This is a genomic window from Agrobacterium sp. AGB01 (assembly GCF_014851585.1).
Taxonomy (GTDB): Bacteria; Pseudomonadota; Alphaproteobacteria; order Rhizobiales; family Rhizobiaceae; genus Agrobacterium.
On the sequence record NZ_JACVAB010000002.1, the window covers coordinates 1,057,164 to 1,072,749 of the forward strand.

Consider the following 15,586-nt stretch of genomic DNA (forward strand, 5'->3'; position numbering starts at 1 on the left):
TCGTCAAACGAAACTGACATGGCTGGCGTGGTTAGATCCTCGCCACAAGGGCGAGGATGACGCCGAGGAGATGGTTGTGTAAAGAACAAAGCTTCACCCCATCCTCATGAGCATCGGATCTGACGCGGAGATTGCCCCAACCGGTCCTGACGCTTCCTGCTCGGGCTTGACCCGAGGACAGGAAAGAGGGAGCCTTGAAGCTAGCACTCGCGCAAGCACGGGAATACGCCCCCGAAAAAAAAAGGGAGCGGCGGAGTGTTTTTACAGAGATAAGCCGAGAGAGTGGTAACCCCGAAGCGTTGGCGCTTCGGGGCATATGACTTAGATGTCGAGGTTTTCGGCGAAAGCGGCGCGTTCCTGAATGAAGCGGAAGCGGGCGTCAGCCTTGGTTCCCATCAGGTTATCTACGGCCTCCCTGGTTCCTTCGAAGTCGACGTCATCGATGACGACGCGCAGCAGGGTACGCTTGGAAGGATCCATGGTGGTTTCCTTCAGCTGCGCGGGCAGCATTTCACCAAGACCTTTAAAGCGGCTGATTTCCACTTTGCCACGGCCCTTGAACTCTGTTTCCATCAGTTCGGTACGGTGGGCATCATCACGCGCATAGGCCGATTTTGAGCCCTGCGTGATTTTGTAAAGCGGTGGCACAGCGAGATACAGGTGGTTGCCACGGATCAGTTCCGGCATTTCCTGATAGAAGAATGTAATCAGCAGCGATGCGATATGCGCACCGTCAACGTCAGCATCGGTCATGATGACGATACGTTCGTAACGCAGGTCTTCATCACGATATTTGGTGCGCGTGCCGCAGCCGAGTGCCTGAATGAGATCGGCAATCTGCTGGTTGGCGGACAGCTTTTCACGGCTGGCGCTACCGACATTTAGGATTTTACCACGCAGCGGCAAAATGGCCTGATTGGCGCGGTTACGGGCCTGCTTGGCGGAACCGCCAGCCGAATCACCTTCCACGATAAACAGTTCAGCGCCTTCGGCGGTGTTTTGCGAGCAGTCTGCCAGCTTGCCCGGCAGGCGCAGCTTGCGCACGGCCGTCTTGCGGTTGACTTCCTTTTCCTTGCGACGACGCAGGCGCTCTTCCGCACGCTCGATCACCCAGTCGAGCAGTTTTGCTGCTTCGTTGGGGTTGCCAGCGAGATAATGGTCAAACGGGTCACGCAGGGCGTTTTCAACGATACGCTGTGCTTCGACGGTTGCGAGCTTGTCTTTGGTCTGGCCGACAAATTCCGGTTCGCGAATGAACACCGACAACATGCCGACGGCCGAGATCATCACGTCATCGGTGGTGATCTGCGCTGCACGCTTGTTCTGCGTCAGTTCGGCATAGGCTTTCAGACCCTTGGTCAGTGCAATACGAAGACCGGCTTCGTGTGTGCCGCCCTCAGGGGTCGGAATGGTGTTACAATAGGAATGAATCTGCGTATCGCCACCATACCAGGTGACCGCCCATTCCATGGCGCCGTGGCCGCCGGTCTTTTCCGTCTTGCCGGAGAAGATTTCGCGCGTAACGGTGAAGTCCTTGCCAAGCGTTGCCGAAAGATAATCCTTCAGACCGCCAGGGAAGTGGAAAACAGCCTTTTCCGGGATCTCGCCACCGGCCTGTACAACGCCGGGATCGCAGCTCCACCGAATTTCCACGCCGCCGAAAAGATAGGCTTTCGAGCGGGCCATGCGGAATATGCGGGCCGGATCAAACCTGGCGTGATCACCAAAGATCTGCGGGTCGGGGTGAAACTTGACGCGTGTGCCGCGACGGTTGTGCACATCGCCCAGCTCTTCCAGCGGGCCCTGTGGCACACCGCGAGAAAAACGCTGGCGGTACAGTTTGCGGTTACGGGCAACTTCGACCTCAAGCAGGTCGGACAGTGCGTTCACAACGGAAACACCCACGCCGTGCAGACCGCCCGATGTTTCATAAGCCTTGCCGTCGAATTTACCACCGGCATGCAGCTTGGTCATGATGACTTCAAGCGTCGACTTGCCCGGCACCTGCGGGTGGTTTTCCACCGGGATACCACGGCCGTTATCGCTGACAGTCAAGTTGCCCTGCGTATCCAGATGCACTTCAATGAAGTTTGCATGTCCTGCAACCGCTTCGTCCATCGAGTTGTCGATGACTTCGGCAAAAAGGTGATGCAGCGCCTTTTCGTCGGTGCCGCCAATATACATGCCCGGACGCATACGGACCGGTTCAAGCCCTTCCAAAACACGGATCGACGACGCACCATAGTCATCGCCGGAGGACGTTGCCGGAGGTGCAACGGACACCGCTGTTGGCTTGCTGTTGGTGTTAGCAGCAGGTGCAGGCGTTTCATTGACTGTAGTGCCCGTATCGGATGGCTCTGTCACCACCGGGATACTTGAGAATAGATCGTTACCGTTATCCATGTTGCCTAATCGTTGTCGTGCGCCATCTTATGGCCATCCGAATCAGCGCGATTTTGCCACAAATGCCAATCGAGCGCGATTCCGCGCAATTTATCAGGGTTTTTCCGGATGAGGATTGCGCTGCCTTACCGTCAATGGCAAGGGAGTGGCTGTCAATCAAAATGGTTTTCGCTGCATGTCCACAGTTCATTTCGCATTTTTCGTGTTTCTTGTCACGGTATTTGGGGCTTCAACCTCCTCGGCGCAAGGCTCTGATGGTCCGCTGAAACCCTATAAGGACAACCTGTTTTCGCGCCAAAGCGTGCTGGAACAGGCCGATAGCGGTCGTTACGAAACGATCGATTACCAGGAATTGCGCGACATCAACGAGCGCGATGAAATCCCCGAACGCCGCGTCAAGCGCAGCTATGTCACGCCGATTGCCCGCAAGGCGCAGGCGCTGGAAACGGTGAAGGCGGACGGCCGCACCATTGAGGTGGGACGCACGGGGCAGGCGGCGGGACAGGCCTTTACGGTGATCTTCATTCATGGCCGGGGCGGTGACCGCAGGCTGGGCATGAATGATTACAGTTTTGGCGGCAACTTCAACCGGCTGAAGAACCTGGCGCTGGACAATGGCGGCACCTATTACGCACCCAGTGTCAAAAGCTTTGACGCGCAGGGCGTGGCCGATGTGGCGGCGCTGATTTCCCATGCGCGCCAGCAATCGGCGGGGCGTCCCGTCATTCTGGCCTGTGCATCGATGGGCAGCTTTATTTGTTACGGCATCAGCCGTGACGCGCAGGCGGTGGCCAATCTGCAGGGCATGGCACTGTTGGGTGGGGCGCCTGACCCGGAACTGCCGACCAGTGCTGCGGCCAAGGCAAAACTGCCGATCTGGTTTACGCACGGCGCCAATGACAGTGTCTATAAATCCGGCGACCAGGTGTCGATCTACCGGCAATTGCTGAAGGCCGGACAACCGGTCCGTTTCACCATGTTCCAGACGGGTTCGCACGGAACACCGGTGCGCATGAGCGACTGGCGGGCAATTCTAAACTGGATTTTGGTGCAATAAATCGCCGCAGGGCGTTTTTGACATTAATTTGAACGCGCCAGAGGCAATTTTAACCAATGTTTTGAACCAAATTCCTTATTTCCTGTACCAATTGTTTACCGATACAGCTAATGGGAGAGATGAGGGGGAGGCGGTACTGGATTTCATGCGCTTTACACCTCTGAATTGGTTCGTATGTGACGTTTGGTTGCCCTCTATTTTTGCTTGAGGGCGTACAAGAGCAGGAATGGAAATCTCATGACCCCTGATGTTCGCCCGCTTGTTGCGGGAAACTGGAAAATGAATGGAACTCGTTCTTCGCTGGATCAGATCAAAGCGATGGCGCAGGGCGTTAAAGGTCCGCTTTCTGAAAAAGTGGAAACACTGATTTGCCCTCCCTCTACGTTACTTTACGTTGCGACAGCTCTTTGCGACGACAGCCCGCTGCTGATTGGCGCGCAGGACTGCCATGAAAAGGAATCGGGTGCCCATACCGGCGATATCTCTGCCGAGATGATTGCTGATTGCTTTGGTACGCATGTCATCGTTGGCCATTCCGAGCGTCGCATCGACCACGCGGAAACCGACCATCTGGTCCGCGCCAAGGCACAAGCCGCCTATGCAGCCGAGCTGGTGGCCATTGTCTGCATCGGTGAAACCGCCGATGAGCGCAAGGGCGGCCAGACGCTCGATATCTTGAAGCGCCAGCTGTCGGGCTCTGTTCCTGACGATGCCAATGCACAAAACACGGTTATTGCCTATGAGCCTGTCTGGGCCATCGGTACCGGCCTGACGCCAACTGTGGATGATGTGCGTGATGCCCATGCCTTCATGCGCAACGAACTTGTGGCGCGCTTTGGTGACGAAGGAAAACGCGTTCGTATTCTCTATGGCGGTTCGGTAAAACCATCCAATGCATTGCAGCTGATGGGCGTTGAAAACGTCGATGGCGCATTGATTGGTGGTGCAAGCTTGAAAGCCGATGACTTCCTCTCCATCTACGCTGCTTATGAGCAATTGACCGCCTGATGTTCTTTAACGTGTGTTGGGGGCTTGGAATACGCGCCTAGCTCATGTAAAGAGCGGCCAACATGTTTTTGACTGTGTCCGTTAAGGGCAAGACTGGATTACCATGCAGACCGTTTTGATTGTCATCCATCTCATGATCGTGCTGGCGCTTGTTGGCGTGGTGCTGATTCAGCGTTCAGAAGGCGGCGGCCTTGGTATTGGCGGCGGTTCCGGCTTTATGTCGGCCCGCGGTACGGCCAATGCCTTGACGCGCACAACCGGCATTCTTGCCGCGTTGTTCTTCCTGACGTCTCTGGGCCTTGGCCTGTTGACCCGTTATGAAGCGCGTCCGACCGACATTCTCGATCGTATTCCTGCAACGCAGGGCCAGGGCAACGGCATTCTCGATACGCTCGGCCCGGCAACGACACCTGCCGCACCTGCACCAGCTGGTAACGGCGTTCCTAACAGCTCTGAAGGGGCAGCAGCTCCGGCGCAATCGACACCAGCGCCTGCGGCACCTGCCGACCCGACAGCAGTTCCGACCGGTCAATAATCCCGGTCAGCGCATAACACTCCGGCAGGCCAAAACCTGCCGGTTTTCTTTTGTCCATATTCCGGCCGGTTGCCTCGTTTTCCACGTGTGATTTCGGGGTTCGAAAAATTTGGGCTGGCGGAATCAATAAAATGAAGGTATCCGGTGAATCCCATGGCGCGATATGTATTCATCACAGGCGGCGTGGTCTCTTCCCTTGGTAAGGGCATTGCAGCCGCAGCACTCGGAGCATTGTTGCAATCCCGTGGATATCGGGTGCGGCTTCGTAAACTCGACCCCTATCTCAATGTCGATCCCGGCACCATGAGCCCGACACAGCACGGCGAAGTGTTTGTGACGGACGACGGCGCAGAGACCGATCTTGATCTTGGTCACTATGAACGTTTTACCGGACGTTCTGCCACCAAGACCGACAACATCACCACGGGTCGCATTTATAAAAATATCATCGACAAGGAACGTCGTGGTGACTACCTCGGCGCGACAGTGCAGGTCATTCCGCACGTTACCAATGAAATCAAGAACTTCGTGATCGAAGGCAATGACGAATATGATTTCGTCATCTGTGAGATTGGCGGCACGGTGGGCGACATCGAAGCCATGCCGTTTATGGAAGCCATTCGTCAGCTTGGTAACGACTTGCCACGTGGCACTGCCATTTACGTTCACCTGACATTGATGCCGTATATTCCGGCAGCAGGCGAGTTGAAGACCAAGCCAACCCAGCACTCCGTCAAGGAGTTGCAGGCGCTCGGTATTCATCCTGACATTCTTCTAGTGCGTGCAGACCGCGAAATTCCGGAAGCGGAACGTCGCAAGCTTTCCCTGTTCTGCAACGTGCGCGAATCTGCCGTCATTCAGGCGCTGGATGTGGCAAACATCTATGACGTGCCGATGGCCTACCACAAGGAAGGTCTCGACAATGAAGTGCTGGCTGCCTTTGGCATCGAGCCTGCACCGAAGCCACGCCTTGAGCAGTGGGAAGAGGTTTGCAACCGTATCAAGACGCCGGAAGGCGAAGTTACGATTGCCATCGTCGGCAAATATACCGGCCTCAAGGATGCCTATAAATCCTTGATCGAAGCCCTGCATCACGGTGGCATTGCCAACCGCGTCAAGGTCAAGCTGGAATGGATCGAATCCGAAGTCTTCGAAAAGGAAGACCCGGCGCCATATCTGGAAAAGGTCAATGCGATCCTGGTTCCAGGCGGCTTTGGCGAGCGTGGTTCGGAAGGCAAGATCAAGGCGGCACAGTTTGCGCGTGAGCGTAACGTTCCTTACTTCGGCATCTGCTTTGGCATGCAGATGGCGGTTGTGGAAGCTGCACGTCACCTGGCTGGCATCGAGAACGCATCCTCGACCGAGTTTGGCCCGACCAAGGAGCCGGTTGTTGGCCTGATGACCGAATGGGTCAAGGGCAACGAACTTGAAAAGCGTTCATCCCAGGGTGACCTTGGTGGCACTATGCGCCTTGGCGCATACAAGGCTGCGCTGAAAAAAGACACCAAGATTGCCGATATTTACGGGTCTACCGATATTTCTGAGCGTCACCGCCACCGTTACGAAGTGAACGTGGACTACAAGGAACGCCTGGAGAAATGCGGTCTGGTATTCTCGGGCATGTCGCCTGACGGTGTTCTGCCGGAAACCGTGGAATATCCTGACCATCCTTGGTTCATCGGCGTTCAGTACCATCCGGAACTGAAGAGCCGTCCGCTTGATCCGCATCCGCTGTTTGCCAGCTTCGTTGAAGCGGCGCTGGAGCGTAGCCGTCTGGTCTGATTTTCGCAGATAACAACACCGTTTAAAACGCCGCCCGACAGATATGCCGGGCGGCGTTTTTTTGTTTTTCTGATTTTTTGGACGAGGGAGAGGTTGAGGCGTCGGTTTGGGATTGCTGAGCTTACGCTGCGCCCACCCGCTATTTACCAACGCTCACGGTCTGGCTATGGACGCCGATTATTTGGCTCCAGCAGGCCCAACAAGTTTTTCTCATGCCTTGTGCTTGTCACAGGCATCCAGTCGACGCGCGTCTGCGCGGCGGGAAGGTCTCTTCCATCCCCAAGACTGGGGATGACTGGATCCCTGTGACAGGCACAGGGAAGAGGGAGGTTGGCGTTGCAAACGAGTTACAGAGTGACAGACGATAGCGTCACTGACTGGGACTGCGGAACTTGCGCCCCTAACCTCTACCCTTGTGGGAGAGGAAGAAAAATCATGGTCTTGGGCTTGCCAAGTCATAGATTTTTCAGGCGAGGGGTTCTGTTGTGCCTCACCCTAAACTACCGTCATACGTGGGCTTGTCCCAAGTATCTAACCCCATCTCGTCAAACGAAATGAATGCGGTTGGCGTGGTTAGATACTCGCCACAAGGGCGAGGATGACGTTGGAGATGTTGTTGTGGCGTGCAGCACTCTCATCCCTCATCCCTCATCCCTCATCCCTCGTGCTCGTCACAGGCATCCAGTCAGCCCTAGTCTTGGGGCTGGAAAGATGTCTTTTGACGCGCAGACGCGCGTCTGCTGGATCCCTGTGACGGGCACAGGGAAGAGGGTGGTTGAGGTGACTGTCGCGGCAAATGACCCTGCCAAGCGATAAACGTCAACGCAGATGTACAACGGCCTGCAAGGCAATAAACCTCAACGCAGATGCGCGAATGCCTGAGCGGCAAAGACCGACATGGGTTTGGGCAAGTTGTCGAGATCAAACCAGCCGATTTCGGACAGCTTGTCCGGTTCCGCCAGTACGGCGTCACCAGAGGTGTCATCGGTCACGTAGATAAACGCGACCCAGTGCTGTTTTTCGTCGGGAATGATCTGTTCGGTCACGCAGAGGAAAGAAACTTCGCCGATTTGCAGGCCGGTTTCTTCGTTGGCTTCACGCCGTGCCGCTTCAAAGGCCGGTTCGAGGTGATCCACCTTGCCACCGGGAATACTCCAGTGGCCGGCTTCCGGCGCTTTCATGCGACGGCAAAGTAAAACCTTGCCGTCACGTCTTATAACAAGCCCACAGCCGACGCCGGGAAAATCAATGCCGGGAAGACCGTTCATGCCATTCTCACTTACATGTTTTCCAATCAGCCTTAAGGCCAACAGGATATTGCGACCAATCAGGCCTTGGCGTTGGCCACAATCAGCATGAAGGCAGGAATGTCGTCGCCGAAACCGACAGGTGTCGGGCCATCATCATTGTCACGATAGTGGCGGCGGCGGTCGCGGTTGTCATTATTGGCGTTGTCGCCATTATTCTGACGGTCAAAATGACGGGGTGCCCTGTCAGTTCTCTGCTCGGATTTCACCCTTGTCTCTCCCGTAGGTTCTGGTGTTGTAACAACGGCTGCTGCCGGTTGTTCGGCTGGTGCTGCTTCGCTCGGACGGCGGGGTTTCTCGCGGCTCTTGCTGCGATCACGGTCCTTGCCACCACGGCCGCGCTTCTGCCGGTCGTTGTCGTAGCTTTCCATCGGCTCGGGCAAAGCGGTCAGGTCACCGCTCATCCATTCGAGTTTTTGACCGGTCATCTTCTCGATTGCATCGAGGAACTTGGTGTCTTTTGCTGTCACAAGGCTGAATGCCTTGCCGGAACGACCGGCGCGGCCGGTTCTGCCGATACGGTGTACGTAATCTTCAGAATGGATCGGCAGGTCGAAATTGAAAACGTGGCTCACATCAGGAATGTCGAGACCGCGTGCAGCAACGTCGGATGCGACGAGCAGCTTGAGATTGCCTTCCTTGAAGCTGGCCAGCATATTGGTGCGCGAACGCTGGTCCATGTCGCCGTGCAGGGCACCAACGGAGAAACCATGACGGTCCAGCGAACGGAACAGATCTGCAACGTCTTTTTTGCGGTTGCAGAAAATGATCGCGTTCTTCAGGTCGTCTTCTTCGCTCTTGATCAGATCGCGCAGCACAGCGCGCTTCTCGTAATCCTTGACGTTGGCCGCAACGATACGCTGCGTCACCGTCGTGGCGGTCGAAGAGGGCTTTGCCACTTCGATGCGGACTGGGTTCTGCAGGAAGCGGTCGGCCAGCTTCTGGATTTCTGCCGGCATGGTGGCCGAGAAGAACAGCGTCTGGCGTGTGAACGGGATCATCTTGGCGATGCGTTCGATATCAGGGATAAAGCCCATGTCCAGCATGCGGTCGGCTTCGTCGATAACCAGAATTTCAACGCCGGTCATCAGCAGCTTGCCGCGCTCACAATGGTCGAGCAGACGGCCGGGGGTGCAGATCAATACGTCTGCGCCGCGCTCCAGCTTGCGGTCCTGCTCTTCAAATGAAACGCCACCAATCAGAAGCGCAATGTTGAGCTTGTGATTCTTGCCGTATTTTTCGAAGTTTTCGGCAACCTGTGCTGCCAGTTCGCGTGTCGGCTCGAGAATGAGCGTGCGCGGCATTCTTGCACGGGCGCGGCCCTTTTCAAGCAGTGTCAACATAGGTAGCACGAAAGACGCTGTCTTTCCTGTTCCTGTCTGCGCAATGCCACAGATATCGCGGCGCTCAAGCGCCGGAGGAATTGCGCCAGCCTGAATCGGCGTCGGTATTGTGTAACCGGCATCCGTAACGGCGGAGAGGACTTTCGGGCTCAGGCCCAGATCAGAAAATGTTGTCAAAGGAAAATTGTTTCCATTCGAATTGGCAGAACGCTGCGTCACATCGCCGGAACGTTAACGGCGATTGGGCGCGGCATAGGCCGAAATTGGCTGAAAGTCAAGGAATTCGCCACAATTGGCGGGACTGAAGGTCACATATGTTAACGCTTCGCAACCGTATTTGTGAAAAACAATTTGCAATCACCGCTTTTGGTGCGTTGACGGCGTTTTTCAGCCTGTCACCATGCGGAGAGATTTTGCCAGGAAACCGCCAGCATAGCCGGCGAAATAGTTAGTTCAGGTAGGACTGCAACTTCACGCCCGCGCTCAGGAAACGCATCGGGTCGACCGGGCTGTCGTTGCGACGTACTTCGTAATGTACGTGCGGGCCGGTGGAGCGGCCAGTGCTGCCAGCCCGGCCAACAATGTCGCCGGCTTCAATAGTATCGCCAACCTTGACGAGAATGGCTGACATATGTCCGTAGCGGGTGGTGATGCCCTGTCCGTGGTCGACCTCGACCATGTTGCCGTAACCGCCGGAATTGGCGGCAACCGTCACGGTGCCAGCGCCGGTCGACCGCACGTTTGCACCGGTCTCTGCCTGAAAATCAATGCCTGCATGCAGGGCCGGGCGACCAAGAAACGGGTCCATACGGTTGCCAAAGCGGCTGGTGATGTTGCGGCCGGGGGCAGGGTTGCCAAACGGCAGCTCACCTGCAGTACTGCGCATGATCTCAAGCCGATTGAGGGCGACATCAAGATCATTCATCGAGTTTTCGAAGATGCTGCCATTGGCGTCCTGGGGTTCGACGAAGGGACCACCGATGCCGGATGGCTTGAGGTCATCGATCTTGATGCCGGTGCGCGTCATGATCGCCGCCATTTCCTCGGTCTTCTTGTCGGCGCCACGGGTCAGTTGGGTGATTCGGTGCAGCTGGTCCTGTTCGATTGTCTTGAGCGATAGCGTGACCTTGGAAAATACCCGGTCGGCTCGGTCAGACGAGTTTTCGCCAACCGGGGCATAACCAAGGGCGGTGACTGCTGCGGGAGTTGCTGCCTTTTTCGATGTGCCGAGAAGGTTTTCAATGGCGTTTACGCCGCCAGACAGGCTGGCCTGTTTGCCCGGTGTTGCTGTTGTAGATGGTTCTTCCGTGCTGAGGCCGGATTCTTCGGCGCGTTCCAGCAATCCGCCAAGGCGGCCGTGGCGCGAGGTGAGGGCGGCCTGCTGCTCGAAAAGCTTTTCCACTTTCTGTTCAACAACTTGCTGGTCCAGCAACTGGCGTGATGTGACGCGGTCGATCTGCGCGCGCAGTGCAGAAATGCGGTCTTCATAGTCGTGTTGCATACGGGCCTGATGGGCAATGGTTGCGCCAATCAGGTCATCGCGGAAAATCAGATAAGCGGTTGCAGCAAGATAACCGATGCCGAGAACGCAGACGAAACACAGCGTCACTGCTGCCATCCACGGGCGGATGGTCAGGTGGCGCACCTGGTCGCCACTGGCAAGGATCAGCACATGCTGCTTTTTTTGTTTGCCGAATGTACGGTGCTCTGCGGGATGAGCCAAAATCACGTCCTCAGCGGTTTCGTTATGCTGAAGGATGGTATTTTGTTATGGTTAATGAAGTTTTGATGCTGCCGGTATTTATGGGTTAAACACCGGCAGAAATGCTTATTTGAAGGACCTTTTAGGCGTTCAGGCCCTGTGCTGCTTCAAGCACTTGCTGGGCGTGGCCAGCCACTTTCACCTTGTTCCAGACGTGGGTAATCTTGCCGTCAGGCCCGATCAGGAATGTGGTTCTTTCCACGCCCATGTACTTTTTGCCGTACATGCTTTTTTCTTTCCACACGCCATAGGCTTCAAGCGTGGCTTTGTCCTCATCGGAGGCCAGCATCACGGTGAGCGCGTGTTTGGCGGCGAATTTGTCGTGGCTTTTGACCGAATCAGGCGAAATGCCGATAACCACGGTATTGGCGGCCTCAAACTGCGTCGCAAGGGCGCTGAAATCGATCGCTTCGACCGTGCAGCCGGATGTGTCGTCTTTGGGATAAAAGTACAGGGCCACATTTTTTCCCGAAAGAGCCGATAAAGTAACGGTTCCGGCCCCGTTTTTAGAAAGCGTGAAATCGGGTGCCTTGTCGCCGACAAGCAAATCTGCCATGAGCTTAACCTTATGTTTCGCCTTGGTGTTGAGGATTATTCCTATCAACCGTTATAGACTGCAACGAAAACCGTCCAGTGCCTGGACACGATGTTTCAGGAGACGAGCGCGGACGAATGGCTGAGATTCGCGGCGAAAAAGTAAAATTTCGCAAGCAGGATATTATTCCGCTGCACGATCTGCCTTCTGCGAAAGCGGAAGAACCCCTTATCGTGCATTGCCCGCCGCCACGCTCCGTCAGTCGCGTTTGCCTGAAATTTGTCACCGGCATTTTTGTTGTGGTGTTTCTGCTGGTGGGCGGCTTTGTCGCCGCCATTGAAACCGGCTCGGTTGACGGCATCTTGTCCTCGCAGGCTGAAATGGCGCTGAAGCGGGCGATTGACCCGCGTTACGAAGCGCGCATCGGTTCTACCGCCATTCGTTTTGTCAAAGGGTTCCGGTTGGCGCTTGAGGCGCGTGACGTCGATATTGTCGATACGCAAGGCCAGAAACACCTGAGCCGCGCTGCCGTCATTCGTATGGCTCTGAACCCGATGGCGTTGCTGACCGGCCAGATTTCGCTTGAGAGCATCGATGCCTCTTCGCTTTCGCTGGATGTCGCGTCGCTACCGGCCGGCAAACCGATCGATATCTCGACCTGGCGGGTGGATGCCATTCCGGAGGTACTGGAAACGGCGTTCGGCTCGCTGGATGGCATGTTGTCCAATTTCGAGCGGGCTGGCACCGACCGCATCAGCATTGACGGTATCTCGATCACCATTCCGAAAAAGGACGGCGGAAAACCGCTGCTTTTTGACGTTCGACAGATGGCGATGACCCGCAATCCGCAGGGCGGCTACAATCTGGAGGGTGAATTGGCCTTCAATGGCGAACTTGCCGCCTTCTCTTTGTCGATTGAGAGTGCGGGCGGCAAGATAACGGCATTTGAAGCCAACCTAGACGGGCTTGACCTCAATCCGCTGACCATTCGGCGCGATCCGGAAGGTTTCATGCATGAGGGGGCCGACCTCAAGGCCGGTGTTCGCATTATCGCAAAACGCCAGAGCCCCGAGGTGGCACCGCTTTTGAGCGTGATGCTGGGTGTCGGTAATGGCAGCCTTTATATTGGCGGTGAAGAACAGTTGGTTTCCACCGGCCGGATGACCGCGCAGTATGATTTTGAGAAACGCGAAATCGAAATTGCAAAGTCGCGGCTGGAGCTGGAGCGTACCGTCGTTCCGTTTGAAGGCAGTATCAAGGACACGGCAGACGATCAGGCGCAGCAGGGTTTTGATCTGGCGCTGTCCGTTACCGACGGTATTGCGGCGGCCGCTATGTCTGGCGAAGCGCCAGTGCCCTTCGGGCTGACTGCAAATGGCCAATATCTCAAAGCGACCAAAGAGCTGAATGTGCCATCGCTTTATGTGGCGGGGCCAATGGGTGATATGGCCGGATCGCTGAAAATCCGCTTTGCCGAGAAGGGATCGCCGGAAATCAGCTTTGGCGGACAGATTCCCAAGATGGAGGCAACCGCAGTCAAGCAGCTGTGGCCGTTCTGGATGGCACGCAAGGTGCGCCCGTGGGTGGTTGGCAATATTTTTGGTGGCACCGTTACCAATGGTTCGATTGCGGTGTTTATCCCGCAGGGCAGAATGTGCGGCATCGGTTGCCCGCTGGAACTGCATGACGACGAAATCCAGATCCAATTCGATATCGAAAATACCCGGCTCAACATAACAGGTGATATTCCGCCGCTGCGTGACGCGGTGGCGCATTTCAACCTCAAGGGCGAGAAGGTTGATGTAACGGTTGCCAAGGCAACGTCCTACTTCCCGTCCAACCGTTCGCTGGCGGTGGAAAGTGGCCGTTTCACCATCCCCTCGACCTATGCCAAACCGCTGATGGCTGATCTTGACCTGTTCGTGTCCGGCAGTGCCGATACTATCGCCGAAATGGCCAATTTCAAACCGATCAATGCCTTGAAGGATACGACCTTTAAACCCGAGGATTTCAGGGGCAATGTGAAGGCGCAGGTCAACGCGACCTTCGGTCTGCTTAGCAGCCAGAATCCGCCGCATCCCGCATGGGCGGCCAGCCTGACGCTGGACAATGTCTCGTTGGCAAAACCGTTTGCCAACCGTCAGGTGGCCGATCTGAACGGTGCGCTGAATATCGACAACAATGTTTTGCGCCTGCAGGGCAACGGCAAGGTCGATGATGTGGCCATGGACATCAACCTGATCGAACCCCTGAGGGACAGCAGCAAGATTGCCCGTGAATTTTCGTTGAAGGCGGTGATTGGCAATGACCAGATTGCCAAATTTGCGCCGGGGCTTGGCAGTGTCGTCAGCGGACCGATGACGTTGCAATTGGATGGCAAGGGTGAAACTGACCAGACTATCCGGCTTGATCTGACCAAATCGTCGCTGACCGTTCCCGGTATTGGCTGGAGCAAGGGGCCGGGCGTCAAGGCGGATGCGACCTTCCATATGCTGTCGGATCAGGGGCGGGTGTCGATCCGCGACTTTGAGCTGAAGGGCGATGGTTTTGGTGCCAAGGGCAATCTGGAACTGGCGCAGGGCGGGCTGGTTTCGGCTGACTTCTCGCATATGAAACTGTCGGCGTCTGATGACTACGCCGTGCAGATCAAGGCCGCAAAACGTGATTATGTCGTGACGGCATCGGGCAAGTCGGTTGATATTCGGCCGCTGATTGCTCGTATTCGCAGTTCGGAAAAATCCGGTTCTGACGACAGTGCTGGCGACATAAAGATCAATGCGCGGTTTGACCGGGTGATCGGGTTCAACAATGAAGCCCTGTCCAACGTCACATCCAACGTCTTCCTGCGCAACGGTAAACTCAATTCCCTGCAAATGGACGGTGTTACCGACAGCCGTCAGGCGATTGTCGCGCAGACCAGTGCCGGCGGCGGACGCCAGACCATCAACCTGACCAGCAGCGATGCCGGTGCCATTATCCGTTTCGCCAATATCTACACCCGCATCAATGGCGGCCTGCTGAACATCGTGTTCAACACCGTCAATGGTGATGACTGGTTCGGCTCTGTCGATATGCGCAACTTCTCTGTGTCGAACGAACAGAAGCTGCAGGACATTGTTGCGACACCGGTTGGCCAGGACGGACGCAGTCTCAATAAGGCGGTGCGTCGGGACATCGACGTCAGCTCGGAAAAGTTCCAGCGTGGTTTTGCCCGCGTCATTTACGGCGGTGGCGCGCTGAATGTCGAAAATGGCGTTGTGCGTGGCGAGCAGGTGGGTGCGACCTTCCAGGGCACGCTGAAGGACGCCAATGGCAATATGGACATGACCGGCACGTTCATGCCTGCCTATGGTCTCAACCGGCTGTTTGGTGAACTGCCCTTCATCGGTGTCATCCTGGGCAATGGCCGCGATCGTGGTCTGTTGGGCATTACCTTCAAACTGTCTGGCCGTTCCGACACGCCAAGGCTGACGGTCAATCCGCTGTCGCTGATTGCACCTGGCGTTTTCCGGCAGATTTTCGAGTTTCAGTGAAGGGTTGCCCTATGCCACCGTCACTCTAGGGCTTGTCCTTGGAACCTAATCACGTTGCATTTGCAGTTGATGGCTTAGATCCTCGCGACAGCGCGAGGAAAGGGTCTACTCAGCCCAATGACTTGGGCTGGCCTGGATCCCTGTGACGAGCACAGGGAGGAGGGGGGAGTATGTTGGTTGCACTGAACGACATAGGATAGCGTTCATGGGTTGGGACCGTGCCGCGGGCGCCTTTACCTCTACCCTTGTGGGAGAGGAAGAAAAATCATCACCTTAGCTTGCTAAGTGATAGATTTTTCAGGTGAGGGGTCCTGTTTTCAA

General features: G+C 56.0%; 10 protein-coding genes. 5 read left to right on the forward strand and 5 right to left on the reverse strand.

The features are described 5' to 3' along the window. Window positions 1-321: 321 nt before the first annotated feature. Complete coding sequence (gene parE / locus IB237_RS11795; protein ID WP_192488793.1) at window positions 322-2,403, reverse strand: DNA topoisomerase IV subunit B; 2,082 nt, start codon at window positions 2,401-2,403, stop codon at window positions 322-324. A gap of 175 nt (window positions 2,404-2,578) precedes the next feature. Here parE and IB237_RS11800 point away from each other — a divergent pair, with 175 nt between their 5' ends. From IB237_RS11800 to IB237_RS11815, 4 genes are all read left to right on the forward strand, one after another. Beyond that, entirely contained in the window at window positions 2,579-3,460 is an 882-nt protein-coding gene (locus IB237_RS11800) for an alpha/beta fold hydrolase (RefSeq protein WP_246787803.1), read from the forward strand. 237 nt (window positions 3,461-3,697) lie between these two features. After that, window positions 3,698-4,468 carry a triose-phosphate isomerase gene (gene tpiA, locus IB237_RS11805; protein WP_192488794.1) on the forward strand — a complete coding sequence of 257 codons (771 nt, stop codon included), beginning with the start codon at window positions 3,698-3,700 and terminating at the stop codon, window positions 4,466-4,468. 103 nt (window positions 4,469-4,571) lie between these two features. Beyond that, window positions 4,572-5,003, forward strand: a complete 432-nt coding sequence (secG, locus tag IB237_RS11810) for a preprotein translocase subunit SecG (RefSeq protein ID WP_192488795.1) — start codon at window positions 4,572-4,574, stop codon at window positions 5,001-5,003. 144 nt (window positions 5,004-5,147) lie between these two features. Beyond that, complete coding sequence (locus IB237_RS11815) at window positions 5,148-6,785, forward strand: CTP synthase (RefSeq protein WP_371815295.1); 1,638 nt, start codon at window positions 5,148-5,150, stop codon at window positions 6,783-6,785. 857 nt (window positions 6,786-7,642) lie between these two features. Here the strand turns inward: IB237_RS11815 and IB237_RS11820 are convergent. The 4 genes from IB237_RS11820 to bcp all read right to left on the reverse strand — a co-directional run bounded on the left by IB237_RS11820 (window position 7,643) and on the right by bcp (window position 11,753). Next, window positions 7,643-8,053 carry an NUDIX domain-containing protein gene (locus tag IB237_RS11820; protein ID WP_192488797.1) on the reverse strand — a complete coding sequence of 137 codons (411 nt, stop codon included), beginning with the start codon at window positions 8,051-8,053 and terminating at the stop codon, window positions 7,643-7,645. A 59-nt stretch (window positions 8,054-8,112) separates the two neighbouring features. Beyond that, window positions 8,113-9,612: a DEAD/DEAH box helicase gene (locus IB237_RS11825; protein WP_192488798.1), complete on the reverse strand. Its 1,500-nt coding sequence runs from the start codon at window positions 9,610-9,612 to the stop codon at window positions 8,113-8,115. 271 nt (window positions 9,613-9,883) lie between these two features. Next, window positions 9,884-11,158, reverse strand: a complete 1,275-nt coding sequence (locus IB237_RS26490; protein ID WP_246787804.1) for a M23 family metallopeptidase — start codon at window positions 11,156-11,158, stop codon at window positions 9,884-9,886. A gap of 121 nt (window positions 11,159-11,279) precedes the next feature. After that, window positions 11,280-11,753 carry a thioredoxin-dependent thiol peroxidase gene (gene bcp / locus IB237_RS11835; RefSeq protein WP_192488799.1) on the reverse strand — a complete coding sequence of 158 codons (474 nt, stop codon included), beginning with the start codon at window positions 11,751-11,753 and terminating at the stop codon, window positions 11,280-11,282. A 116-nt stretch (window positions 11,754-11,869) separates the two neighbouring features. Here bcp and IB237_RS11840 point away from each other — a divergent pair, with 116 nt between their 5' ends. Continuing rightward, window positions 11,870-15,265, forward strand: coding sequence for a DUF3971 domain-containing protein (locus IB237_RS11840; protein WP_192488800.1), 3,396 nt, complete (start codon window positions 11,870-11,872; stop codon window positions 15,263-15,265). Window positions 15,266-15,586: the final 321 nt, after the last annotated feature.